Below are 24,700 nucleotides of genomic sequence, written 5' to 3' on the forward strand. Positions count from 1 at the left end.
ATGCCGCAGCACGCGTGGCCGGCGTCCTCATTGACGGCCATCGGCACACCGCTGCGGTTGCGTCCCCATCCGTCGCTCACATTGGCCCTGTATGCTGGCGCCACGGACAGGCCACCCATGATCAAACCGCAACCTCCACGCATCGAACAAGACTCGCAGGATCAGGCACAGGTCCGCCTCGCTGGCAGTTGGGTCCTGGCGACCGCCCTGCCCCAGGCAGAACTGCTGCAGGCCGTACCCGACGGGGTGCGCCGCATCGACGCGCGCGGCATCCAGCAGCTGGATTCGGCCGGCGTCCTGCAGCTGCTGCGCTTTGCCGGCCGCATGGGACTGAAGGAAGACGCGATCGATTTCCGCGATGAACACCAGGCACTGGTGTGCACCATCGAGGAACTCAACGACGAGCGCCCCAAGCCCAAACGCGATTACGGCTTCGTCGCCGCGCTCGACCGCCTGGGCCGGGCCACGCATCGCGTCGGCCAGGACATCCTGGAGCTGAACAGTTTTCTGGGCGAAAACCTGGTCAAGATCATGCGGCTGATCCACGAGCCGCGGCGCTTCCGGCTGACCTCCACCGTGCACCACATGGAACAGGTGGGCCTGGACGCGGTGCCGCTGGTGGTGCTGCTGTCGTATCTGGTGGGTGCGGTGATCGCCTTCCTGGGCTCGACCATCCTGCGCGACTTCGGTGCGGAAATTTACGTGGTGGAGCTGGTGTCCATCGCCTTCCTGCGCGAATTCGCGGTGCTGCTGACGGCAATTGTGTTGGCAGGCCGCACCGCCAGCGCCTTCACCGCGCAGATCGGGGCGATGAAATCGCGCGAGGAAGTGGACGCGATCCGCACCCTGGGCCTGGACCCGATCGACCTGCTGGTGATCCCGCGCTTGCTCGCACTGATCTTCACCCTGCCGCTGCTGACCTTCATCGCGATGATCGCCGGCCTGGCCGGCGGCGTCACCGTGGGTGCGTTCGACCTGGATATTCCGCCGCAGATGTATCTGGCGCGCATGCACGAAACCATCCAGTTGCGGCATTTCCTGGTCGGGCTCTCGAAGGCACCGTTGTTTGCGCTGGTGATCGGCCTGATCGGCTGCCTGGAAGGGCTGAAAGTCAACGGCACCGCGCAATCGGTGGGCGAACGCACCACGTCCTCGGTGGTGCAGACGATTTCTCTGGTCATCATCCTCGACGCGATCGCGGCGTTGTGGTTCATGAAGATGGGGTGGTGATGGGGCGGGGATTCGACATTCGGGATTCGGGATTGGTGCAAAGCAGAAGCGTGGCTGGCGCACTGAGCTTCGGGAGAGTTGTGCTGTGACCAATCCCGAATCCCAAATCCCCAAGCCCGCCCCAGAGGCCGACGACGACCAGCTGGCGATCTCCGTGCGCGGGCTCACCAACCGTTTCGGTAGCCAGACCGTGCACGAAGACCTGGATCTGGACGTGCGGCGCGGCGAAATTCTTGGTGTGGTCGGCGGTTCGGGCACTGGCAAGTCGGTGCTCATGCGCAGCATCCTGGGCCTGCGCGAGCCTGATGCCGGCAGCATCCAGGTGCTGGGCGCGGACGCGCGCTCGGGCCGGTTCGCCGACCGCCAGCACATCACCCGCAATACCGGCGTGCTGTTCCAGGACGGGGCGCTGTTTTCGTCGATGACCGTGGGCGAAAACGTGCAGGTGCCACTGAAGGAACACCATGGCGAGTTTCCCGAGCGCTGGTATTTCGAACTGGCGCTGCTGAAGATCAAGCTGGCCGGCCTGCCTGCCGATGCGCTGGACAAGCTGCCCTCGCAATTGTCCGGCGGTATGCGCAAGCGTGCCGGCCTGGCACGTGCGCTGGCGCTGGATCCACCGTTGCTGTTCCTGGACGAACCCACCGCCGGGCTGGACCCGATCGGCGCGGCCGCCTTCGACCGCCTGATCCGCACCCTGCAGCAGGCGTTGGGCTTGACCGTGTTCCTGATCACCCACGACCTGGATACGCTGTACGCCATCTGCGACCGCATCGCGGTGCTGGCCGATCGCAAGGTGATCGCCAACGCGCCGCTGGCCGAGGTTGAGCAGATCGATCACCCCTGGATCCAGGACTATTTCCACGGTCCGCGCGCCCGCGCCGCGCGCGCGGCCAAGACCGACTCCACCGAGACCGCCTGAGCATGGAAACCAAAGCCAATTACGTCCTGATCGGCGCCTTCACCATCGTGGCCGGCCTGGCCCTGCTGCTGTTCGGGCTGTGGGCCGCCAAGTACTCCTCCGACCGCACCTGGCAGCAGTACCGGGTGGTGTTCCGCGAGGCGGTGACCGGCCTGTCGGTCGGCAGCCCGGTGCAATACAACGGCATCGCAGTCGGCTCGATCACCGAGCTGACCCTGGCGCCGAACGACCCGCGCCAGGTCGTCGCACACGTGCGGGTCAATTCGACCACGCCGATCAAGAGCGACACCCGCGCCAAGCTGGCGATCACCAGCCTCACCGGCCCGTCGATCATCCAGCTCTCCGGCGGCACGCCCGAAGCGCCGGCGCTGACCACCATCGACAAGAGCGATGCGCCGATCATCCAGACCACCCCGTCGGCGCTGCAGAACATCACCGACACCGCCAATCGCATCGTCGAGCGCATGGACCAGATGCTCTCGGACAAGAACGTGGCCAGCATTTCGGCCACGCTGCAGAACCTGGAAAAGATCAGCGGCGGCATTGCCGATCGCGATGAGGGCATGCAGGCGCTGATCGTCAGCGCGCGCGATGCCGCACGCAATCTGGACACCACCCTGACCACCACCAACGGCACCATCAAGCGGCTGGACCAGAACCTGGTGCAGCAGCTGCCCGGCATCCTGGAAAAGCTCGATGCCACCCTGGTCAAGCTGGATTCGGCGGCCGGCAATGCCGACAACATCCTTGGCGAGAACCGCGCGGCCATCAATAGTTTTGCCAACGATGGGCTGGGCCAGCTCGGCCCCACCCTGACCGAATTGCGTGGCCTGATCCGCGACCTGCGCCGGGTCAGCGACAAGCTGGACAACAACCCTGCGCGCTACCTGCTTGGCCGCGACGCACCCAAGGAGTTCGAACCGAAATGACTGCCATGCGCCTGTTGCGTCCCCTGTTGTGCGTGTCGTTGCTGGCGCTGGGCGGCTGCTCGGTCCTGGCCGGCGGCGACAAGAAACCGGCCACCATCTACGCCCCCACCGTACGCGTGACGCCCAATCCCACCTGGCCGCAGGTGACCTGGCAGCTGGTGGTGGCCAAGCCCAGCGCCGCACGCGTCATCGACAGCCCGCGCATCAATGTGCGCCCGACCCCTGGCGAACTGCGGGTCTACCACGGCGCGGGTTGGGCACAGCCGGCCACCGACATGCTGGAAGACAGCGTGGTGCGCGCGTTCGAGGACTCCGGCAAGATCGCCGCGGTGGCCCATATCGGTACCGGCATCCGCTCCGATTACAAACTGGCGATCGACCTGCGCCGCTTCGAATCCGATTACGCCGGCCAGTCGCTGCCCTCGGCCACGATCGAACTCAACGCCAAGCTGCTGCACTCGGCCGACCAACGCGTGGTCGCCTCGCGCACCTTCCTGGTCGCACGCCCGTCCAGCGGCACCGATGTGGCAGCGGTTGCCGCGGCGTTCGAGCAGGCGCTGACCCAGGTCACCACCGAGCTGGTCGGCTGGACGCTGACCACCGGGCAGCAGGACAGCGCGGCGCTGCCGCGTACACCTTAAGCCGACGCGTCTCCCTGTAGCCGGAACGTATCTCACCCGGCATCAGATCCAGCACCCTGCAATCGACGGGATCCGCCGGCCTCCCTTCTCCCGCACGCGGGAGAAGGTGGCGCGCAGCGCCGGATGAGGGCACACACCGTCTGCCGAGTATGCCGTAACCCCGTACGTCTCCCTGCAGCCGGAACGTATCTCACCGGCATCAGATCCAGCACCCCGCAATCGACGGGATCCGCCGACCTCCCTTCTCCCGCAAGCGGGAGAAGGTGGCGCGCAGCGCCGGATGAGGGCAAACACCGTCTGCCGAGCATGCCGTAATCCCATCCGTCTCCCTGCAGCCAGAACGTATCTCACCGGCATCAGACCCAGCACTCTGCAATCGACGGGATCCGCCGACCTTCCTTCTCCCGCACACGGGAGAAGGTGGCGCGTAGCGCCGGATGAGGGCAAACACCGTCCCTCGGCAAGCTTGCCCCGCCTCAACCTACCCCAGCCGACGCAATCTGCCGAAAGGTCAGATTGATCCGTTCCCCCACCGGCCGCGCCGTGCGTGGCAGGGCATGCTTGTAGTAGCGTTGGGTATCGCTGCTCATTACGAGCAAATCGCCGTGCCCCAATTCCAGCGTCTGCTTCAGCGCCGCATCGTCGCGATGCTTGAACGCAAAGCGCCGCGTGGCACCCAGGCTCACCGAGGCAATCAACGGCTGCGCGCCCAGCTCAGGCTCGTCGTCGCTGTGCCAGCCCATCGCATCGCTGCCACTTCGGTACCGATTGACCAGCACGCTGTTGAATGGGTGCCCGGTCTCGGCCTGCAGGCGCGCACGCACCGGCTGCAATGCATCCAGCCACGGCTGTGGCGCGAACCGCGTGCCGGAATAGCGGTAGCTGGCATCCGCATCGCCGATCCAGCTGCTCAGGCGTGGCGAATCCACCACCCGCCCGAACATGCGGATGCGGTGCACTTCCCACCGCACCTGCGCCAGCAAGGTCTGCAGCAGTGCATCGGCCTGCGCCGCGTCCAGCCATCCTCGCTGCCAACGGATCTGCGCCCCCGGCAATGCCACCTCGATCTTCATCGGCCAGACGCTAGCACGCGTGCCCACACCGCGCCGTCGGCAGCGGATGAATCGCGCCGATTTGCCGCCGTCACATGCAATCCCGGAAAATGCGCAACAGCCATCGAGCCAACGGGAGCGGAGCAATGTCGGAAGCGGGAGTGGGCGCACACGCGTCAGAGGCGGTCGAGCGTGACGTCATGGAATACGACGTCGTCACCGTCGGTGCCGGTCCGGCCGGCCTGTCGTTTGCGATCCGGCTCAAGCAGCTCGATCCGAACATCAGCGTCTGCGTGATCGAAAAATCGAGCACCATCGGCGCGCATATCCTGTCCGGCGCGGTGATCGAACCCGGCCCGCTGGATGCCTTGCTGCCTGGCTGGCGCGACAATCCGCCGCCGATCTGCGTGGCGGCCACCGACGACGAATTCTGGTTCCTCGGCAAGGACCGCGCACGCAAGTTCCCGGTGGTTCCGCCCGGCATGCGTAACCATGGCAATTTCATCGTCAGCCTGGGCGCGATGTGCGCCTGGCTGGCGCCGCAGGCCGAAGCGCTGGGCGTGGAAATCTACCCCGGCTTCGCCGCAGCCGAAACGCTGCACGACGACAGCGGCCAGGTGGTGGGCGTGCGCATTGGCGACATGGGCATTGCAAAAGACGGCACGCACAAGCCCGGCTACACCGCCGGCATCGACATCCGCGCCAAGGTCACCGTGCTTGCCGAAGGCGCGCGTGGTCACCTGACCAAGCGATTGTTGAAGCGCTTCGACCTCACCGCCGACAGCGACCCGCAAGGCTATTCGATCGGCATCAAGGAGCTGTGGCAGGTCCCGGAAGGCCGCGTCACGCCCGGCAAGATCGTGCACACCATCGGCTGGCCAGCCGACAACCGCACCTACGGCGGCAGCTTCGTGTATCACCTGGACAACAATCAGATTGCGCTCGGTTATGTGAGCGGGCTGGACTACAGCGACCCGACCTACCAGCCGTGGGAAGCCTTCCAGCAATGGAAGAACCATCCCATGATCAAGCCGCTGCTGGAAGGTGGCAGCATTTTGTCCGCCGGTGCCCGCGCACTGGTCAGTGGCGGTTGGCAATCGCTGCCGAAGGTGGACATGCCCGGCGCCTTGCTCATCGGCGACACCGCCGGCCTGCTCAACGTGCCCAAGATCAAGGGCACCCACCAGGCGATTCGCAGCGGCATGTTGGCCGCCGAACACCTGGTGCAATCGCAGCTGGCGCCGCAGGGCTTCGATGCCAAATTGCGCGCCTCCGAGGTCATGGCCGAGCTGAAGCAAGTCCGCAACATCAAACCCGGCTTCAAGAAGGGCCTGTGGTTCGGCCTGCTCAACGCGGCTTGGGAAACCGCGCTCAAGGGCGCCTCGCCGTGGACGCTGAAGAACAAGCCCGACTGGTCGGCGCTGCACAAGCTCGGCGAGTACGAACAACCCAAGCGCGACTACGTCACCCGCGACCTGGCCCCGCGCGATCGCCTGCAAGCTGTCTATTTCGCCGCCACCGAGCATAATGAAGACCAGCCGGTGCATCTGAAGGTGCTGGACACCGATGTGTGCGCCACCCGCTGTGTCACCGAATACGACAACCCTTGCACGCGCTTCTGCCCGGCCAACGTCTACGAAATGGTCGCAGACACCGCCAGCCCCTCCGGCAAGCGCCTGCAGATCAACGCGGCCAACTGCGTGCACTGCAAGACCTGCGACATCAAGGATCCGTACGAAATCATCACCTGGGTCACGCCGGAGGGTGGTTCGGGTCCGAACTACCAGAATCTGTGAGTGCGCCCGGTCGCTCGTTGCAGTCGCGCCTGCGCACATCGGTATTCGGCCTGTTGCGCGCAGGATTTCGTGCGATACCGCTGAGTGACGCGACGCGCGACCGCTGGCGCGGCTGGTTTCTGGATCGCCATGCGGACTGGGTCCCGGAACCGGCACGCGGCCGGGTGCGCCATGGCAGCTCGCGACGCCCGGCAGTCCGCAGCGACGAAGCAGCGATTGGGTATGTCCCATACGGCGCGGCCACGCTGCCTGCAACGCTTCCTGCAAAGCTGATCGCGTTTTATCTGCCGCAATTTCACCCGATCCCTGAAAACGATGCATGGTGGGGCAAGGGATTCACCGAATGGCGCAATGTCAGCCGTGCACTTCCCCAGTTTGAAGGCCACCAACAACCCAGACTCCCGGCGGATCTGGGCTTCTACGACCTTCGCAATCCCCATGTCATGCGCGAGCAAGCGCGCCTGGCCCAAGAGTATGGCCTTGGCGCCTTCTGTTTTTATTTCTATTGGTTTGCCGGCAAGACCTTGCTGGAAATGCCGATTACCCAATGGCATCAGGATGACACGATCACCCTGCCGTTCTGTCTTTGCTGGGCCAACGAAAAATGGGCACGCCGCTGGGATGGCCGCGGCGACGATATCCTGATCGATCAGGCGCATGATGCGGATGACGACCTGGCCTTTATCGCGCATGTCGCGACGTACATGCAAAATCCCAAGTACCTGCGCGTCGAAGGGCGGCCAGTACTGTTGGTGTATCGACCACACTTGCTGCCTGAGCCCGCACAGACGGCCGATCGCTGGCGGGGCTGGTGCCGCGACCACGGAATCGGCGAGATTCACCTTGCGTATGTGCAGGGTTTCGAACGACCCGACCCGCGCGATATCGGATTCGATGCTGCCGTCGAATTCCCGCCGAACATGAGCACGCCGCCTTCGGTGGCTTCCAGACAGCGCTTGATCAATCCAGACTTCAATGGCGAAGTACTCGACTGGCGAGAACTTGCCCGCGACATGGAGCAGCGACCGCTGCGCGAGTACACCTTGTACCCGGGTGTAAACCCTGGCTGGGACAACGAGCCGCGGCGCTCGGGAAAGGGCCGCATTTATCTGCATGCATCACCTCGTCGCTATCGCGATTGGCTGATCTGCACCATGCAGCAGCGCCTGGCCAATACTCTGCCAAGCCAGCGTCTGGTGTTCATCAACGCCTGGAACGAGTGGGCCGAGGGCGCCGTGCTCGAACCCGATACCCGCCTTGGATACGCATGGCTGCAGGCGACACGGCAAGCGCTGTTGCACACGGCAGGAGCCGCCACCGGCGCTGATCAGCGCGATGCCTGCGTGGTGTTGCACGCCTGGTACCTCGACGTACTGGACGAAGCGCTAGACGCAATCGCTCACTGCGGACTGCCGCTGCGGCTTGTCATCACTACCGATATCACGATGGTCGAGCAGGTTCGCCAGCGCCTGCAGCAGCGCCGCGTCCAGGCGCAGGTGGAAGGCTTCGAAAATCGCGGCCGCGATATTCTTCCTTTCCTGCGGGTTGCCAATCGATTGCTCGACGAAGGTGAGCAGGTGGTTTTGAAGCTGCACACGAAAAAATCGACCCACCGCGAGGATGGAGACATGTGGCGGCGCGAAATGTTCGCCGCATTGCTCGCGCCACAGCACGTCGACGCAATCGTGCGCGGATTCGCCGAGGACCCGCTGCTCGGCCTGGCGGCGCCCGCGCAGCATCTATTGCCCGTCACCGAATTTATCGGCGGCAATGCCGATGCACTCGACTACCTCGCTGTCCGCACAGGCACGCACGCAATAAACGAACACAGCGTGTTCGCGTCCGGCAGTATGTTCTGGGTCAAGCTGGAAGCGCTGCGTCCGTTATTGGATGCGCACCTGCATCCCAGCGAATTTGAAAACGAGCAAGGTCAGATCGATGGAACATTGGCCCATGCGATCGAGCGCTTCCTGGCTGTTGCGGTGAGCCATTGCGGACACCACGTCGCAACCATCGAACAGCTGTCGGGAATCCCTCAACCTACCGCAACCGGACCTTACCGCTACGCACGCAAGGCGCCTTGAGGCGCCTTGCGTGTCGCTAGTTGCTCATGCGCTCGCCGTTGCGTAGATCGCCTCGGTCAGGCAGCGAATTCAACACCCGTCTTGGCACGCAGCTCGTCCAGCGCCACACCTTCTGCCGCCTCCACCAGCACCAATCCATCTGCAGTGACATCGAACACCGCCAGATCGGTAATGATGCGGTCCACCACGCCGACGCCGGTCAGTGGCAGGTCGCATTCGCGCAAGATCTTGTGGCTTCCGTCCTTGGCGACGTGCTCCATCAACACCACTACGCGCTTGACGCCGGCCACCAGATCCATTGCACCGCCCATGCCCTTGACCATCTTGCCTGGAACCATCCAGTTGGCCAGATCGCCACGGTCGGTGACCTGCATCGCGCCGAGAATCGCCAGGTCGATGTGGCCGCCACGGATCATCGCGAACGAATCGTGGCTCCCGAAATAGCTGGCACCGGCGCGGGCGGTCACGGTCTGCTTGCCTGCATTGATCAGGTCTGCATCCACTTCGTCTTCGGTCGGAAACGGGCCGATGCCAAGCAGGCCATTTTCCGACTGCAGCCACACATCCACACCGTCGGGGATGTGGTTGGCGACGAGCGTCGGCAAGCCGATGCCCAGGTTGACGTAGGCGCCATCGGTCAGTTCGCGTGCCGCGCGTGCGGCCATCTGGTCTCTGGTCCAGGCCATCACTGCTGTCCTTCGCGCACGGTGCGCTGTTCGATGCGTTTTTCCGGCGTGGCGTTGAGCACCAGGCGGTCCACGTAAATACCGGGCAGATGCACCTGATCCGGATCGATAACGCCAAGCGCCACGATCTCCTCGACCTCGGCGATGCACACGCGTCCGGCCATGGCGCAGGCAGGATTGAAATTGCGCGCGGTCTTGCGAAATACCAGGTTGCCGGCGGTATCGGCGCGCCATGCCTTGACCAGCGCCACGTCGGCCTGCAACGCGGTTTCCAGCACGTAATGCTTGCCGTCGAATTCGCGCGTTTCCTTGCCCTCGGCCACGATCGTGCCGTAACCGGTGGCGGTGTAAAACGCTGGAATGCCGGCGCCACCGGCACGCAAACGCTCGGCCAGGGTGCCTTGGGGATTGAACTCCAGCTCGAGTTCGCCAGCCAGGTATTGGCGTTCGAATTCCTTGTTTTCGCCCACATAGGACGAAATCATCTTGCGGATCTGCCGGGTGGCCAATAATTGACCAAGCCCGAATCCGTCGACGCCGGCGTTGTTCGAGATCACGGTCAACCCTCCGATCCCACTGTCGCGCACGGCTGCAATCAATGCCTCCGGGATCCCACACAACCCAAAGCCGCCCACCGCCAGGGTCTGGCCATTGGCCAGTACCCCGTCCAGTGCTGCCTTGGCATCGGCATAGCGTTTGCCGCTTGCCGCACCGCGTCCGTCACTGCGCATCACCGCCCTCACCTCGCCGATGTGAAGCGCCCATTCTATCCGCTGACTGTTCCCTGTCCCCGGTCGCAATTCCGCCACACCCAAGACACGGCGCAGCCGCTAAACTCGGGCGTCCCCCACTTCAGGATTTGCCCATGACGCTACCCGCCTTCAAGGCCTACGACATTCGCGGCCGTGTGCCGGATGAACTCAACGAGGACTTGGCCCGCCGCATCGGCGTGGCGCTGGCGGCGCAACTGGATCAAGGGCCGGTGGTCCTGGGCCACGACGTGCGCCTGGCCAGCCCGGCGCTGCAGGAAGCGCTTTCGGCCGGCCTGCGCGCCAGCGGCCGTGAAGTGATCGACATCGGCCTGTGCGGCACCGAGGAAGTCTATTTCCAGACCGATTACCTCAAGGCCGCTGGCGGCGTGATGGTGACCGCCAGTCACAACCCCATGGACTACAACGGGATGAAGCTGGTCCGCGAGCAAGCGCGACCGATCAGCTCGGATACCGGCCTGTTCGCTATCCGCGACACGGTCGCGGCCGATACCGCCGCGCCCGGCGAGCCCACCGCAAATGAGCAGAGCCGCGCCGACAAGACCGCGTACCTGGAGCACCTGCTCAGCTACGTGGACCGCAGCACGCTCAAGCCGCTCAAGCTGGTGGTCAACGCAGGCAACGGCGGCGCCGGTCTGATCGTCGATCTGCTTGCGCCGCACCTGCCGTTCGAGTTCGTGCGCGTATTCCATGAGCCCGATGGCAATTTCCCCAACGGCATCCCCAACCCGCTGCTGCCGGAAAACCGCGACGCCACCGCCAAGGCAGTCAAGGACAGCGGCGCCGATTTCGGCATCGCGTGGGACGGCGACTTCGATCGGTGTTTCTTCTTCGATCACACCGGACGCTTCATCGAAGGCTATTACCTGGTCGGACTGCTCGCGCAAGCCATCCTTGCCAAGCAGCCGGGCGGCAAGGTCGTGCACGACCCGCGCCTGACCTGGAACACGGTCGAGCAGGTCGAAGAAGCCGGTGGCATTCCGGTGCTGTGCAAGAGCGGCCACGCCTTCATCAAGGAAAAGATGCGCAGCGAAAATGCCGTCTACGGCGGAGAGATGAGCGCACACCACTATTTCCGCGAGTTCGCCTACGCAGACTCCGGCATGATTCCGTGGCTGCTGATCGCCGAGTTGGTGTCGCAGTCGGGCCGTTCGCTGGCCGATCTGGTCGAAGCGCGCATGCAGAAATTCCCCTGCAGCGGCGAGATCAACTTCAAGGTGGCCGATGCCAAGGCCTCGGTTGCCCGCGTGATGGAGCACTACGCCGCGTTGTCGCCGAAGCTGGATTACACCGACGGCATCAGCGCCGATTTTGGCCAATGGCGTTTCAACCTGCGGAGCTCCAACACCGAGCCGCTGCTGCGCTTGAACGTGGAAACGCGCGGCGATGCCGCACTGCTGGAAACGCGTACGCAGGAAATTTCCAACCTGTTGCGCGGCTGATTGACCCCTCTCCCACCCATAGACGCACTTTGGAGTTTCCCCCGCCCATGAGCGACGTCCTACCCATTATCTTGTCCGGCGGCTCCGGCACGCGCCTGTGGCCGCTGTCGCGCGAGTCCTATCCCAAGCAATTCCTGCCGCTGGTCGGCGACAAGAGCATGCTGCAGTCCACCTGGCTGCGCGCAGCTCCCGTCGCAGGCCACGCCCCCATCGTGGTCGCCAATGAAGAACACCGCTTCATGGCTGCCGAGCAGCTGCAGCAGTTGGGCGTGAAGCCTTCGGCCATCCTGCTCGAGCCCAAGGCACGCAACACAGCGCCGGCAATTGCCGTTGCAGCGCTTGAAGCAACCCGCGATGGCGCCGACCCGCTATTGCTGGTGTTGCCTTCCGATCACGTCATTCAGAACGAGGCTGCATTCCAGGCGGCAGTGACCTTGGCAGCGGCTGCTGCCGAGCAAGGCAAGCTGGTGACCTTCGGCATCAAGCCGACTGCGCCCGAAACCGGCTATGGCTATATCAAGGCCAGCGCCGGTACCGGTGCCAGCGCAGTCGAGCGCTTCGTCGAAAAGCCCGACCTCGCCACCGCACAAAGCTACCTGGCAAGCGGCGAGTACTACTGGAACAGCGGCATGTTCCTGTTCAGTGCGTCGCGTTATCTGGAAGAACTGCGCAAGTTCCATCCGGCAATCGCCGATGCGTGCCAGAAGGCGTGGGAAAACGGCAAGCGCGACGCTGATTTCACCCGTCTGGACAAGGACGCCTTCGCTGCCAGCCCGTCGGATTCGATCGACTATGCAGTGATGGAAAAGACCGCCGATGCGGTCGTGGTGCCGTTGGATGCGGGTTGGAACGACGTCGGTTCGTGGTCCTCGCTGCTGGATGTTTCCAACCAGGATGCGCAAGGCAACGCGCACCATGGCGACGTGATCCAGCTCGATTGCCAGAACACCTACGCGTACGGCTCGCGCCTGATCGCCATGGTGGGGCTTGAGGATGTGGTGGTCGTCGAAACGCCGGACGCCGTGCTGGTCGGTCACCGCGACCGCATTCAGGAGGTCAAGGACGTCGTCAGCCAGATCAAGACCGCTGGCCGTTCCGAGGCCACCTGGCATCGCAAGGTCTACCGTCCATGGGGCGCTTACGACTCCATCGACATGGGCCAGCGCCATCAGGTCAAGCGCATCACCGTCAAACCGGGTGCGGTGCTGAGCCTGCAGATGCATCACCACCGCGCCGAACACTGGATCGTGGTCAGCGGCACGGCCGAAGTGACGCGTGGCGAAGAAGTGCTGCTGCTGACCGAAAACCAGAGCACCTACATCCCGCTTGGCGTGACCCATCGCCTGCGCAATCCGGGCAAGCTGCCGCTGGAGCTGATCGAGGTGCAGTCCGGCAGCTATCTGGGCGAAGACGATATCGTGCGCTTCGAAGACACCTACGGGCGCGCTTAATCGCGCGTCTCAACGTAGAAGGCAAGATCGACGGCGGCCTATGGCCGCCGTCTTGCGTTATGCACCACTCACTTTCGATTGCGACACGCTACGCGTTGGCAGATCAAAGGTCGCATGCTTGCGCGAACGGCATTGCACTCCCATGCATGCGGGCGACGCAGTTGCATCGCCCGCACTCGGATACCGTTTTGGAAAGCCAAGCGGGGCCGCCTGCGAGGCGACGACAGCGCCGCATCGCGTGAACCTCATGGACGCCTAGACGAGTAGCATTGCCACCGGCTAGAACCCGGCGCCGGCCGGGCTCAGTTATCGCCAAACAGGTCGCGCGTATACACCTTGTCCTGCACGTCCTGCAGCGCGTCGGCCATACGGTTGCTGATGATGACATCGGCCTCGCGCTTGAAGGCCTCCAGGTCGTTGACCACGCGCGAGCGGAAGAACTCCGGATCGCTCAGCGTCGGCTCGTACACGATGACGTCCACGCCCTTGGCCTTGAGGCGCTTCATCACTCCTTGGATGCTGGACGAACGGAAATTGTCCGACCCGGCCTTCATGATCAGCCGATAGATGCCAACCACCTTGGGGTTGCGCCGCAGCACGTCGGCGGCAATGAAGTCCTTGCGGGTGGTGTTGGAATCGACGATCGCCCGGATGATGGTCTGCGGCACGCTTTGGTAATTGGCCAGCAACTGCTTGGTGTCCTTGGGCAGGCAGTAACCGCCGTAGCCGAAGGAAGGGTTGTTGTAATGACTGCCGATACGCGGATCCAGGCAGATGCCCTCGATGATCTGGCGGCTATCCAGCCCATGGGTGAGCGCGTAGGTGTCCAGTTCGTTGAAGTAGGACACCCGCATCGCCAGGTAGGTGTTGGCGAACAGCTTGATCGCCTCGGCCTCGGTCGGCTCGGTGAACAGCACCGGCACGTCGGGCTTGAGCGCGCCTTCCTGCAACAGCCGTGCGAAGGTCTCCGCACGCGCTGAGCGCTCGCCGACAATGATCCGGGACGGGTACAGGTTGTCGTACAACGCGCGGCCTTCGCGCAGGAATTCGGGCGAGAAGATGATGTTGTCGGTACCGAACTGTGCACGCAGCTTGGCGACGTAGCCGACCGGAATGGTCGACTTGATCACCATCGTCGCCTGCGGGTTGATCTCCAGCACCTTGGCGATCACGACCTCGATCGACTTGGTGTTGAAATAGTTGGTGTCCGGATCGTAGTCGGTGGGCGTGGCGATGATCACGAATTCGGCGCCGGCAAACGCCTCGTTGGCATCGAGGGTGGCCTTGAAGTTCAAACCACCCTCGGCCAGCGCGGCCTCCAGTTCCTTGTCGACGATCGGCGAGCGGCCTTCGTTGAGCAGCTTGACCTTGGACTCGACGATGTCCAGCGCCACCACTTCATGGTGCTTGGCGAGCAACACGCCATTGGACAGACCGACATAGCCGGTACCCGCGACAGCGATCTTCATTGGAATTCCTTGCGACTTTGGATGGGGGAGGATGTAGCGCGCTGCATGCAGGTCATGGCGTAATGACGGTGCGGCCGAGCCCGCAATGGGACCGGCGCGCCCGCTGGGGGATACGCAAGAACCTGCACGGTGCCGACTGATGCGATGCAGCGCACACCTGCATACGTCCAACGTATGCATCGTGAGTGGCATCGCTTCAGCGGCACATCCGCGTCGACGGCGACCTGCGCGGAGCAGCTCGCCGGTACGGCGCGGATCAGCCTCCGATGGTAGCCGAAGCGAAGTGCAAGCTATGAGTCGGTGCTGAAGCTGCACCAATCAATGGCACCACTGACGAGGTTCACTGTTGGGCGAGCGTGTCCAGCACCTGGCTCAGTCCATCCTGCCAGTCCGGCAGGCGGACGCCGAAGGTGTCCTGCAGGCTGTGGGTATCCAGTCGCGAATAGGCCGGGCGCGTGGCCGGCGTCGGATAGTCGGCGGTGGTGATCGCCTCCACACGCGGCGTGCGGGCGAGCAGGCCGCGCGCGCGCGCCTGGGCGAAGATGGCTTCGGCGAAACCGTGCCAGGTGGTCTGCCCGGCGGTGGTCAGATGCCACAAGCCGGAGGGTTCGCCTGGCTGGCGTAGCGCATGCGCCGTGATGTCGGCAATCAATGCCGCTGGCGTGGGCGTGCCGATCTGGTCGGCGACCACGCGCAGCACGTCGCGCTCGGCGCCCACGCGCAGCATCGTGCGCAGGAAATTGTGCCCGTGCGCCGCGTAGACCCACGCTGTGCGGAAGATCAGGTGACGGCCGCCAGCCGCCTGCACTGCCTGCTCGCCAGCCAGCTTGCTCTGCCCGTACACGCCGAGCGGCGCGGTGGCATCGTCCGGCCGATAGGGGCGCGTGCCCTGCCCATCGAAGACATAGTCGGTCGAATAATGGACCAAGGGCACATCGGCGCGCGCACACCATTGGGCCATGACCGCCGGCGCCTCCGCATTGGCGCGGAAAGCCGCATCACGCTCCTGCTCGGCACGATCGACGGCGGTGTAGGCGGCTGCGTTGATAACGCAACTTGGCTGCAAGCGGTCCAGCAATTCGCTCAGGCGATGCGGTGCGTCGAAGTCAGCTACTTCACACGCGGTACCATCCGCCAATCGACCGCTGCGTGTCGTGGCCAGAATCGGGCCATCGCCTGCCAATGCCCGCAGCAATTCCGTGCCGACCTGTCCATTGGCTCCCAGTACCAACGTGGTCACGGCGTATACACCGGCAAGCGTTCGGCCGGCACATCGCCCAGGAACGGCGCGGCGGAGTCTTTTGCAGACAACAACGGGTTGCTGATCGGCCAATCGATGCCAATGGCCGCATCATCCCAGCGCACGCCGGCGTCGGCCTCCTTCACGTAGACGTCGGTACATAGGTAACTGAACACCGCTCGCTCCGACAGCACTGCAAAGCCGTGCGCAAACCCTTCTGGAATCCAGAATTGTTTTTTATTTTCCGCGCTCAACACCACTGCTACCCACTGCCCGAAGTTGGGCGAACCATGGCGGACATCGACAGCCACGTCGTAGACCTCACCCTCAAGCACGCTGACCAGCTTGCCCTGGGGACGCGGCCACTGGTAATGCAGCCCGCGCAGCACGCCCTTGGCCGATGTGGACACATTGCTTTGCACGAATTTGGTCGGCAGACCATGCTGGCCGAAGCGCTCCGCATTCCACGTTTCAAAAAAATATCCGCGTTCATCGCCGAACACGGCCGGCTCGATGACCACACAACCTGGTAAACGGGTTTCGACGATTTTCACGGCACTACTCCTCGCACAGCCAATTCCTGCAGATACTTGCCATAGTCGTTCTTCAGCAACGGGGCGGCCAACCGCTCCAGCTGTTCCGCATCGATCCAGCCCTGACCGAATGCAATTTCCTCGGGGCAGCACACCTGCAGGCCCTGACGCATCTGGATGGTCTCGATGAAATTGGCCGCTTCGTGCAGCGACTGGTGCGTTCCGGTATCCAGCCATGCATACCCGCGTCCCAGCGGCTCAAGATGCAGCTCACCAGCATCGAGATAGCAGCGATTGAGATCGGTAATCTCCAGCTCGCCACGCGGGGAGGGTTTCAGGGCAGCCGCATAATCGCTGGCTTTTCCATCGTAGAAGTACAGGCCGGTGACCGCATAGTTGGAGCGAGGCCTTTCAGGCTTTTCGGCAATATCGATAACCTTGCCCTGCTGATCGAATTCAGCCACGCCATAGCGCTCAGGATCGTTGACCCAATAACCGAACACTGTCGCGCCCTGCGCGCGCGCGTCTGCGCGGCGTAGCGTTTCGGTCAGACCGTGACCATGAAAGATATTGTCGCCCAGCACCAGGCAACTCGGCTTGCCGTCGACGAAGTCGCGGCCGATCAGATAGGCCTGCGCCAGCCCGTCCGGGCTGGGCTGCACGGCGTACTGGATATTGATTCCCCATTGCGCGCCGTCGCCGAGCAAAGACTGAAACAGCGCCTGCTCATGCGGCGTGTTGATGATCAAAATATCGCGAATACCTGCCAGCATCAGGACGCTCAGCGGGTAGTAAATCATCGGCTTGTCATACACCGGCAGCAGCTGCTTGCTGACGCCCTTGGTGATCGGATACAGGCGCGTGCCCGACCCACCCGCCAAAATGATGCCTTTACGTTGTGTCATGAGATAGTTCCTTGTGAGGCCCGCGCACGACCGCGCGGACTCGCGTTACGCCGATGCGCCGATCCGTTCCAAGCGGTAACTGCCATCCAGCACGCCCTGCACCCACGCCTGGTTGGTCAAATACCAATGCACCGTCTGTGCGATGCCTTGCTCGAAGGTGTAGGCGGGCTCCCAGCCCAGTTCGTTCTTCAGCTTGGAGGCGTCGATCGCGTAGCGGCGATCGTGGCCCGGGCGATCCGTCACATAGGTGATCTGGCTCGCACGCGGCTTGCCATCGTCGCGCGGACGGTGCTGATCCAACAGCGCGCAGATCGCCTGGACGACCTCGATGTTTTGCCGCTCGGAATTGCCGCCCACGTTATACGTCTCGCCGACCTTGCCCTTCGCCAGCACGGTACGAATCGCTTCGCAGTGATCGCTGACGAACAGCCAGTCGCGCACCTGCTTGCCATCGCCGTAGACCGGCAGTGGCTCGCCAGCCAGCGCTTTGGCGATTACCAGCGGAATGAGCTTTTCTGGGAAGTGGTACGGACCATAATTGTTCGAACAATTGGTGGTCAGCACCGGCAGACCGTAGGTGTGGCGGAATGCGCGTACCAGGTGATCGGAAGCAGCTTTCGACGCGGAGTACGGCGAGTTGGGCGCATACGGCGTGGTTTCGGTGAACTTGCCGGTCTCGCCCAACGTGCCGTAGACCTCATCGGTGGACACGTGAAGAAACCGGAACGCATCCTGGCGCTCCTTCGGAAGCGCCTTCCAGTGGTCACGGACCGCCTCAAGCAGGGCCAGGGTGCCGACCACGTTGGTCTGGATGAATGCACCCGGGCCTTCGATCGAGCGATCCACATGGCTCTCGGCCGCGAAATTCAGCACCGCATCGGGCTGGTGTTCGTGCAGCAGACTGGCGACCAACGGGCCGTCGCCAATGTCGCCCTTGACAAAGACATGGTCCGGATTGCCGTCCAGGGAAGCCAATGTGTTCAGATTCCCCGCATAGGTCAGCGCGTCGAGATTGACCACGCGCACCCCGCGCGCCACCGCTTCAAGAACAAAGTTGCCACCGATGAAGCCGGCTCCGCCGGTTACTAGCCAAGTTGCCACTGCCTGTCTCCTGGTCGCGCGCGAACCGCGCGGCGTAAACGGCACAGGATATACGGTTGGAGCAATACCGGGCCTAAGTATGGCCTTACAAACGTCATGAGGTGCTGCACCGCAACATCCATACGCCATCGCATGGTGCGCTTCACCCGGTTAGAATGCCCTCACTCCCGTGCCTGCCGCCGCGGCCGGGCCTTCCCGCAATCGCTGAAGGATCTCGTACACGATGAAAATCCTCGTCGCCTACAAGCGCGTGGTGGACTACAACGTCCGCATTCAGGTCAAGCCGGATGGCTCCGGCGTGGTGACCGAGGGCGTCAAGCTCTCGCCCAACCCGTTCGACGAAATCGCCCTGGAAGAAGCCTTGCGCCTGCGCGATGCCGGCATCGCCACGGAAGTCGTGGTCGCCACCCTGGCGCCGGCCGATGCGGCTGCGCACCTGCGCAACGGCCTGGCCATGGGTGCCAATCGCGCAATCCATGTGGTGACCGACGCGGCTGTTCAGCCGCTAACCGCCGCGCGTGCGCTGCTCAAATTGGTCGAGAAGGAACAGCCGGATCTGGTCATCCTCGGCAAGCAGGCCATCGACGACGACGCCAACCAGACCGGCCAGATGCTGGCCACATTGTGGGGCCGGCCGCAGGCGACCTTTGCCGGCAAGCTCGTTGTTGCCGACGGCAAGGCCACGGTCACGCGCGAGGTCGATGCCGGCCTGGAGACGCTGGAAGTGGACCTGCCAGCAGTGATCACCACCGACCTGCGCCTGAACGAGCCGCGTTTCATCAAGCTGCCCGACATCATGAAGGCCAAGAGCAAGCCATTGGAAACGCTGGCGTTTGCCGATCTGGGTGTCGACGCGCATGACAGCCTGACCACCACCCATTACGCCGCGCCGTCCAAGCGCAGCCGTGGCGTGATGGTCAAGGACGCCGCCGAGCTGGTGGCCGCACTCAAGCAGAAGGGGTTGCTGTAATGGCCAAGGTTCTCGTTGTTGCCGAACATCTCAACGGTCAGCTCAATGCGGCCACCGCCAAGACGTTGAGCGCTGCGTTTGCGCTCTCGGCCGAATCCATTGACGTGGTGGTGCTGGCAGCTGATCCGGCAGCGGTCGCAGCGCAGGCTGCGCAGCTCGCCGGCGTTGCCCGCGTGCTGACGGTGGCGAACGCCGCCAACGAACATGCCATCGCGCAGGTGCTGGGCCCGCAGATCGCCCAGCTTGCCGGCCAGGGCTATACGCATGTCTTCGGCCCCTCCACCACCTTCGGCAAGGATCTGATGCCAGTGGTGGCTGCGCTGCTGGGCGTCAACCAGATCTCCGATCTGATGTCGGTCGAAGACGCTTACACCTTCAAGCGCCCGATCTACGCAGGCAACGCCATCATCACCGTCAAGGCCCCGGCCGAGCAGACCGTGGTCGCGACGGTGCGCAGCGCCTCCTGGCCGGAAGCTGCCGGCGGTGGAAGCGCGACGGTTGAGTCGGTCACGCTGGAAGCCGCGCTGCCGACCCATACCCGTTTTGTCGGCCTGGCCGCAGGCAGCTCCGACCGCCCCGACCTGCAAAGCGCAAAGCGCGTGGTCTCTGGTGGCCGCGGCGTCGGCTCGGCCGAGAACTTCAAGCACATCTACAGCCTGGCCGACAAACTCGGCGCCGCCGTGGGTGCCTCCCGCGCGGCAGTGGACGCCGGCTACGTGCCCAACGAGCTGCAGGTGGGCCAGACCGGCAAGATCATCGCTCCGGAGCTGTACGTGGCCATCGGCATCAGCGGCGCGATCCAGCATCTGACCGGCATCAAGGATGCGGGGACCATCGTGGCAATCAACAAGGACCCGGAGTCGCCGATCTTCGAGATTGCCGATATTGGGCTGGTGGGTGATCTGTTTGCGCTGCTGCCGGAGTTGGAGGCTGCGTTGGGCTGAGGCCCGTCTGCTGCAATGGATTCGCCTTCGCCTTCTGGCATCAACGGTGCCGCAACATCGCGGCACCGTCTGGATTATCTGGTCGGCTTCGTCGTGCTGTTATGCGGCGGCTATATCGCCGCATTGGTCTGGGTAGACCACGGGAACGGCACATTTTCGCGGCTTAGTGATGTCTGGCACCTGATGTTGCTCGCAATCGTGCCCGTGTCGCTGACGTACCTGTTTCGGTACTGGCGCTGGCAATGGCTGCTCCGTCGCAAAGGACATCGCGTGCCAATGGGGCGTGGCCTGGCTGGCTATTTGGCGGGCTTCGCACTGACCGCTACGCCAGGCAAGGCAGGCGAACTGATGCGGATTCGCTACTTCGCGCGCATGGGCATTCCGGCCGAGCGCACATTGGGCGTCTTCGTCTTCGAGCGCGCATCCGACCTGCTGGTCATCCTGTCGCTGTCCTTGCTGGCCGCGTCGATATTCCCCACCTTGGGCGCGCTAGCTGCAATCGTGCTGGGTTTTGTCTGTGCGCTGTTCGGCGCAGCCGCCTGGCCCGCGTTGTTGGACAACCTGAAAAGCGTGGCCGCGCGCCTTCCCGGCCGCTGGCTGCGGCGACTGGCGCATTTTTTCCTAGCGGCAGCGCTGGAATTGCGTAGTTGCCTGGATCTGCCTGCGTTCGCGCAAAGCATGCTTGCCGGGTTCATCGCCTGGGGACTGACATCAGCAGTATTCGTGAGCCTTTGCGTCGGCATGGGCCTGCAACTGGATCCCATGGTCGCGCTCGGTATTTACCCGCTTGCGATGCTGATCGGCGCACTGTCGTTTGTGCCCGGTGGCGTCGGCTCGACCGAACTGGCCATCGTCCTGATGCTCAATCGGCTTGGAATTTCTACTGCGGACGCCATTGCGGTTGCTGTCGCCGCGCGGCTGGTGACGCTTTGGTACGCCATCCTCGTCGGGGCAGTGTCCATGCTCGCCGCAGAATTCGCCATCCGCAAGAGCACGCGGTGAACGACAGGTATAATCGGCGCCCCGCAATGGATCGCCAGGCAGTCGATGTCCGCCCCTATCAATAGCACCACCGGTCCGGTTGTTTCGGGACGCGCCTTGTGCGTGGATCTGGATGGCACGCTTTTGAATTCGGACATTCTCTATGAGTCGGTGCTGGCGTTGCTGGCGCGAAACCCGCTGTACGTGTTCTTGCTGCCACTGTGGCTGTTGCGTGGGAAGGCCGCACTGAAGCGCGAACTTGCCTCCCGCGTCGTCCTGCCTGCAGAGACCCTGCCCTACAACCACCAGGTGCTCGAGCTGTTGCGCACCACAACGCAACGCCCGCGCGTGTTGTGCACCGCCTCCGATGCACTGCTGGTGCAGCCTATTGCAGAGCATCTAGGCCTCTTCGAGCAGGTCATTGCCAGCGATGGCAAGCGCAATCTGTCTGGTCGCAACAAGGCAGACGTACTGGTCGACGCGTTTGGTCAGGGCAACTTCGATTACGCCGGCAACGGCAGCGTGGATTTGCACGTCTGGGACAAGGCCGGTGGCGCCTGGGTCGTCAACAACGGCACCGCACTGGCAAAGGCAGCGGCGCAACGCACGACCGTGCATGCGCATTGGCCTGCCCCGTCGCGCGCCCGTGCATGGCTGAAGGCGTTGCGCCTGCACCAGTGGCTGAAAAATCTGCTCGTGTTCGTTCCGCTGCTGACCGCGCACCGATTCCTGGATCTGGAATCGGTGCTGCAATCCACGATTGCGCTGGTCGCGTTCGGGTTATGCGCTTCCGGCGTCTATGTGCTCAATGATCTGCTGGATTTGACGCCTGACCGTCAGCATCCACGCAAACGCAAGCGCCCGTTCGCGGCAGGTCGGCTCCCGCTTTTGCATGGGCTGCTGGTCGCCCCCGCGCTGACCATTGCCGGGCTCCTGCTGTCGCTGGCATGCAACATTGAATTCACCCTGGTCTTGCTTGCCTACTACATCATGACCTTGGCGTATTCGCTGCGCTTGAAGCGCATTGTGATGATCGACGTGGTGCTGCTCGCAGCGCTCTACACCGTACGCATCATCGGCGGCGCGGTGGCGATCGGCATCGAGTTGTCGTTCTGGTTGTTGGCATTTTCAATGTTCATGTTCCTGTCGCTCGCGCTGCTCAAGCGCTACACGGAACTGCATGCCATGTTGAGCAGCGGCAAGACCAGGGCCAGTGGCCGGGCCTATTCGGTGGAGGATCTCTCGCTGCTGCAATCCATGGGCGCGGCCGCCGGCTACATCGCGGTCATGGTGATGGCGCTGTACATCAACAGCCCCGAGAGCGTGGAGCTGTACCGCAATCCCAAGCTGCTCTGGCTGGTGTGCCCGGTGCTGCTGTATTGGGTGAGCAGGGTCTGGATCATTGCGCATCGCGGAGAGATGCATGACGACCCGATCGTGTTCGCTGCCACCGACCGTGTCAGCCAGATTGTTGTGGTGCTGTGCGGGTTATTCGCACTGAGCGCCATCTGATGGCCGCAGGGCAATCCTGGGGGCGGTATCCCAGCGCGCAGCAGACGCTGCTACCGATCAACGATCGTGCAGCGACTCTGCCCGCATTCGACGGCCTTGCGCTGCCGCGTGGTAACGGGCGCAGTTATGGCGATAGTTGCCTGAATCCGGATGGTGTATTGCTGCGCGCGCGCGGGCTTGATCGATTCATCGCTTTTGATCCCGCCAGTGGCGTGCTGCGCTGCGAGGCTGGCGTCACTCTCAACGAGATCATCGAGCTGGTATTGCCGCAAGGCTGGTTTCTGCCGGTGACTCCCGGCACCCGCTACGTCACTGTTGCCGGCGCGATTGCCAACGACGTGCATGGCAAGAACCACCATCGGACCGGCAATTTTGGTCACCATGTGCGCGCATTCGAGCTGTTGCGTAGCGACGGCGAGCGGCGGGTGTGCACTCCGGATCACGCCGATCGCTGGTTCGCAGCGACAGTGGGAGGACTCGGGCTGACCGGCCTGATCACCTGGGCGGAAATTCAGCTGCGCCGCGTCGCAAGCTCCGCGCTGGAAGCGGAAAACATTCGCTTCGGCTCGCTTGAAGAGTTCTTTGCGTTATCGGCAGCCGCGGCCGAAAGCCACGAGTACAGTGTGGCGTGGATCGACTGCCTGGCAAGTGGCAAGGCGCGCGGGCGCGGGCACTTTACCCGCGCAGATCACTGCACCGGGCTTGCGCACGAGCGACCGAAACCGCCAGGCGCAGGTTTTTCCATGCCTGTCACTCCACCGATTTCGTTGGTGAACACGTTTTCCCTGCGGCCTTTCAACGCGCTCTACTATTGGCGCCAGCCGGCTCCGCACAAACGCTTCGTCAGCCATCTTTTGCCGTTCTTTTACCCGCTTGACGGCATCCGTGACTGGAACCGCATGTACGGCCCCTCCGGCTTTCTGCAGTACCAGTGTGTCTTGCCGCCCGCAACCGCGCGGGACGCAGTGGACGCGCTGCTTGCAGAGATCGCGCGCAGCGGCAGCGGCTCGTTCCTGGCTGTGTTGAAGGAATTCGGCAACACACCTTCCATCGGCATGCTGTCTTTCCCAAGGCCAGGCACGACCTTGGCATTGGACTTTCCCAATACCGGTCCTGATGTCTTCCGCCTGCTTGAGCGACTGGACCGCATCGTCGACGAAGCAGGCGGTGCTCTGTACCCTGCCAAGGACGCACGTATGACAGCACAGTCGTTTCAGCGTGCCTATGGCCGCTGGCGCGAGTTCGGCAGCTATCTCGATCCACGTTTTTCTTCCGGCTTCTGGCGCCGGGTCACGGAGTAGACATGCAACGCGTCCTTATTATCGGAGCCACCTCGGCCATTGCCGAAGCAACCGCCCGACGCTACGCCGCACGCGGTGCGGCCGTCCACCTGCTCGGCCGCCAGGCCCCACGCCTGGAAACAATTGCGGCCGACCTCACCACCCGCGGCGCGCGAACCAGCATCGGCGTGCTGGATGTCAACGACAATGCGCGTCATGGCGAGGTTCTGGATGCAGCGTGGGCTGCATTGGGCGGTGTCGATGTCGTGTTGATCGCGCATGGCACGCTCCCGGATCAAGCTGCATGTAACGCATCGGTCGAACTGTCGCTGCGCGAATTCGCCACCAACGGCACCTCCACGATCGCGCTGTGCGCAGCGCTTGTGCCGCGACTGACGTCGGGCGCCACACTGGCAGTCATTTCTTCGGTGGCTGGAGATCGCGGCCGAGCCAGTAATTACCTCTATGGAAGCGCCAAGGCAGCCGTGACCGCCTACTTGAGCGGCCTCGGACAGCGCCTGCGCCCGCAAGGCATCAACGTGCTCACGATCAAGCCGGGCTTCGTCGACACCCCCATGACTGCAGCCTTCAAGAAGGGCGCACTGTGGGCAAAGCCGGACCAGATTGCCAAGGGGATCCTCAGTGCAGTGGACAAGCGTCGCGCTGTGGCCTACCTGCCCAGTTTCTGGTGGGCAATCATGCTGGTGATCAAGAACATCCCGGAATTCATCTTTCGTCGCATCTCGCTATAAACCACCCCAT

At 63.4% G+C, this 24,700-nt stretch carries 22 protein-coding genes; 14 read left to right on the forward strand and 8 right to left on the reverse strand.

What is annotated here, in order from left to right; all coding sequences use genetic code 11:
- The 4 genes from ACCQ03_RS17845 (at nt 1) to ACCQ03_RS17860 (ending at nt 3,722) form a co-directional block, all read left to right on the forward strand.
- Entirely contained in the window at nt 1-1,230 is a 1,230-nt protein-coding gene (locus ACCQ03_RS17845) for an MlaE family ABC transporter permease (protein WP_170922359.1), read from the forward strand.
- Between the two features lie 85 nt (nt 1,231-1,315).
- Nucleotides 1,316-2,152 (forward strand): ABC transporter ATP-binding protein, encoded by an 837-nt coding sequence (locus ACCQ03_RS17850; protein ID WP_057678031.1) that lies wholly within the window; start codon nt 1,316-1,318, stop codon nt 2,150-2,152.
- A 2-nt stretch (nt 2,153-2,154) separates the two neighbouring features.
- The gene (locus ACCQ03_RS17855) at nt 2,155-3,081 is read left to right on the forward strand and encodes an MlaD family protein (RefSeq protein WP_003484185.1); all 927 of its coding nucleotides are present in this window, start codon (nt 2,155-2,157) and stop codon (nt 3,079-3,081) included.
- Entirely contained in the window at nt 3,078-3,722 is a 645-nt protein-coding gene (locus ACCQ03_RS17860; RefSeq protein WP_057678033.1) for an ABC-type transport auxiliary lipoprotein family protein, read from the forward strand. Before ACCQ03_RS17855 ends, ACCQ03_RS17860 begins: the two co-directional genes overlap by 4 nt.
- A gap of 476 nt (nt 3,723-4,198) precedes the next feature.
- Here the strand turns inward: ACCQ03_RS17860 and ACCQ03_RS17865 are convergent, their stop codons facing one another.
- Nucleotides 4,199-4,795, reverse strand: a complete 597-nt coding sequence (locus ACCQ03_RS17865; RefSeq protein ID WP_057679581.1) for an alpha-ketoglutarate-dependent dioxygenase AlkB family protein — start codon at nt 4,793-4,795, stop codon at nt 4,199-4,201.
- Nucleotides 4,796-4,920: 125 nt separating this feature from the next.
- On the opposite strand from ACCQ03_RS17865, the gene ACCQ03_RS17870 reads away from it, so the two are divergent.
- Nucleotides 4,921-6,570: an electron transfer flavoprotein-ubiquinone oxidoreductase gene (locus ACCQ03_RS17870; protein ID WP_209226813.1), complete on the forward strand. Its 1,650-nt coding sequence runs from the start codon at nt 4,921-4,923 to the stop codon at nt 6,568-6,570.
- Nucleotides 6,567-8,654: a glycoside hydrolase family 99-like domain-containing protein gene (locus ACCQ03_RS17875; protein WP_209226815.1), complete on the forward strand. Its 2,088-nt coding sequence runs from the start codon at nt 6,567-6,569 to the stop codon at nt 8,652-8,654. The genes ACCQ03_RS17870 and ACCQ03_RS17875 overlap by 4 nt, the downstream gene beginning before the upstream one ends.
- A gap of 56 nt (nt 8,655-8,710) precedes the next feature.
- Here ACCQ03_RS17875 and ACCQ03_RS17880 read toward each other — a convergent pair whose 3' ends face one another.
- Nucleotides 8,711-9,340, reverse strand: a complete 630-nt coding sequence (locus ACCQ03_RS17880) for a CoA transferase subunit B (RefSeq protein WP_057679578.1) — start codon at nt 9,338-9,340, stop codon at nt 8,711-8,713.
- Nucleotides 9,340-10,071 (reverse strand): CoA transferase subunit A, encoded by a 732-nt coding sequence (locus ACCQ03_RS17885; RefSeq protein ID WP_017158865.1) that lies wholly within the window; start codon nt 10,069-10,071, stop codon nt 9,340-9,342. The genes ACCQ03_RS17880 and ACCQ03_RS17885 overlap by 1 nt, the downstream gene beginning before the upstream one ends.
- Nucleotides 10,072-10,205: 134 nt before the next feature.
- Here ACCQ03_RS17885 and ACCQ03_RS17890 point away from each other — a divergent pair, with 134 nt between their 5' ends.
- Nucleotides 10,206-11,552, forward strand: a complete 1,347-nt coding sequence (locus ACCQ03_RS17890; protein WP_057679577.1) for a phosphohexomutase domain-containing protein — start codon at nt 10,206-10,208, stop codon at nt 11,550-11,552.
- Nucleotides 11,553-11,599: 47 nt separating this feature from the next.
- A complete protein-coding gene (locus ACCQ03_RS17895; protein ID WP_057679576.1) occupies nt 11,600-13,003 on the forward strand; it encodes a mannose-1-phosphate guanylyltransferase/mannose-6-phosphate isomerase in 1,404 nt (467 codons plus the stop codon).
- 302 nt (nt 13,004-13,305) lie between these two features.
- Here ACCQ03_RS17895 and ACCQ03_RS17900 read toward each other — a convergent pair whose 3' ends face one another.
- From ACCQ03_RS17900 to rfbB, 5 genes are all read right to left on the reverse strand, one after another.
- A complete protein-coding gene (locus ACCQ03_RS17900; protein ID WP_057679575.1) occupies nt 13,306-14,472 on the reverse strand; it encodes a nucleotide sugar dehydrogenase in 1,167 nt (388 codons plus the stop codon).
- A gap of 340 nt (nt 14,473-14,812) precedes the next feature.
- The gene (rfbD, locus tag ACCQ03_RS17905) at nt 14,813-15,712 is read right to left on the reverse strand and encodes a dTDP-4-dehydrorhamnose reductase (RefSeq protein ID WP_209226819.1); all 900 of its coding nucleotides are present in this window, start codon (nt 15,710-15,712) and stop codon (nt 14,813-14,815) included.
- Nucleotides 15,709-16,266, reverse strand: coding sequence for a dTDP-4-dehydrorhamnose 3,5-epimerase (gene rfbC / locus ACCQ03_RS17910; protein WP_057679573.1), 558 nt, complete (start codon nt 16,264-16,266; stop codon nt 15,709-15,711). The genes rfbD and rfbC overlap by 4 nt, the downstream gene beginning before the upstream one ends.
- Nucleotides 16,263-17,150: a glucose-1-phosphate thymidylyltransferase RfbA gene (gene rfbA / locus ACCQ03_RS17915; protein WP_057679572.1), complete on the reverse strand. Its 888-nt coding sequence runs from the start codon at nt 17,148-17,150 to the stop codon at nt 16,263-16,265. Before rfbA ends, rfbC begins: the two co-directional genes overlap by 4 nt.
- A 45-nt stretch (nt 17,151-17,195) precedes the next feature.
- Complete coding sequence (rfbB, locus tag ACCQ03_RS17920) at nt 17,196-18,251, reverse strand: dTDP-glucose 4,6-dehydratase (RefSeq protein WP_057679571.1); 1,056 nt, start codon at nt 18,249-18,251, stop codon at nt 17,196-17,198.
- A 223-nt stretch (nt 18,252-18,474) separates the two neighbouring features.
- On the opposite strand from rfbB, the gene ACCQ03_RS17925 reads away from it, so the two are divergent.
- The 6 genes from ACCQ03_RS17925 to ACCQ03_RS17950 all read left to right on the forward strand — a co-directional run bounded on the left by ACCQ03_RS17925 (nt 18,475) and on the right by ACCQ03_RS17950 (nt 24,690).
- Nucleotides 18,475-19,221 carry an electron transfer flavoprotein subunit beta/FixA family protein gene (locus ACCQ03_RS17925; RefSeq protein ID WP_003484150.1) on the forward strand — a complete coding sequence of 249 codons (747 nt, stop codon included), beginning with the start codon at nt 18,475-18,477 and terminating at the stop codon, nt 19,219-19,221.
- Nucleotides 19,221-20,165: an electron transfer flavoprotein subunit alpha/FixB family protein gene (locus ACCQ03_RS17930; RefSeq protein ID WP_150146934.1), complete on the forward strand. Its 945-nt coding sequence runs from the start codon at nt 19,221-19,223 to the stop codon at nt 20,163-20,165. Before ACCQ03_RS17925 ends, ACCQ03_RS17930 begins: the two co-directional genes overlap by 1 nt.
- A 15-nt stretch (nt 20,166-20,180) precedes the next feature.
- Nucleotides 20,181-21,167, forward strand: coding sequence for a lysylphosphatidylglycerol synthase transmembrane domain-containing protein (locus tag ACCQ03_RS17935; protein ID WP_057679568.1), 987 nt, complete (start codon nt 20,181-20,183; stop codon nt 21,165-21,167).
- A gap of 102 nt (nt 21,168-21,269) precedes the next feature.
- Nucleotides 21,270-22,658 carry a UbiA family prenyltransferase gene (locus tag ACCQ03_RS17940; RefSeq protein WP_039573106.1) on the forward strand — a complete coding sequence of 463 codons (1,389 nt, stop codon included), beginning with the start codon at nt 21,270-21,272 and terminating at the stop codon, nt 22,656-22,658.
- Complete coding sequence (locus ACCQ03_RS17945) at nt 22,658-23,959, forward strand: FAD-binding oxidoreductase (RefSeq protein ID WP_057679567.1); 1,302 nt, start codon at nt 22,658-22,660, stop codon at nt 23,957-23,959. The genes ACCQ03_RS17940 and ACCQ03_RS17945 overlap by 1 nt, the downstream gene beginning before the upstream one ends.
- Before the next feature lie 2 nt (nt 23,960-23,961).
- Nucleotides 23,962-24,690, forward strand: coding sequence for an SDR family oxidoreductase (locus tag ACCQ03_RS17950; RefSeq protein ID WP_057679566.1), 729 nt, complete (start codon nt 23,962-23,964; stop codon nt 24,688-24,690).
- Nucleotides 24,691-24,700: the final 10 nt, after the last annotated feature.

The organism is Xanthomonas sp. NCPPB 3569 (genome assembly GCF_041475645.2).
GTDB lineage: Bacteria > Pseudomonadota > Gammaproteobacteria > Xanthomonadales > Xanthomonadaceae > Xanthomonas > Xanthomonas phaseoli.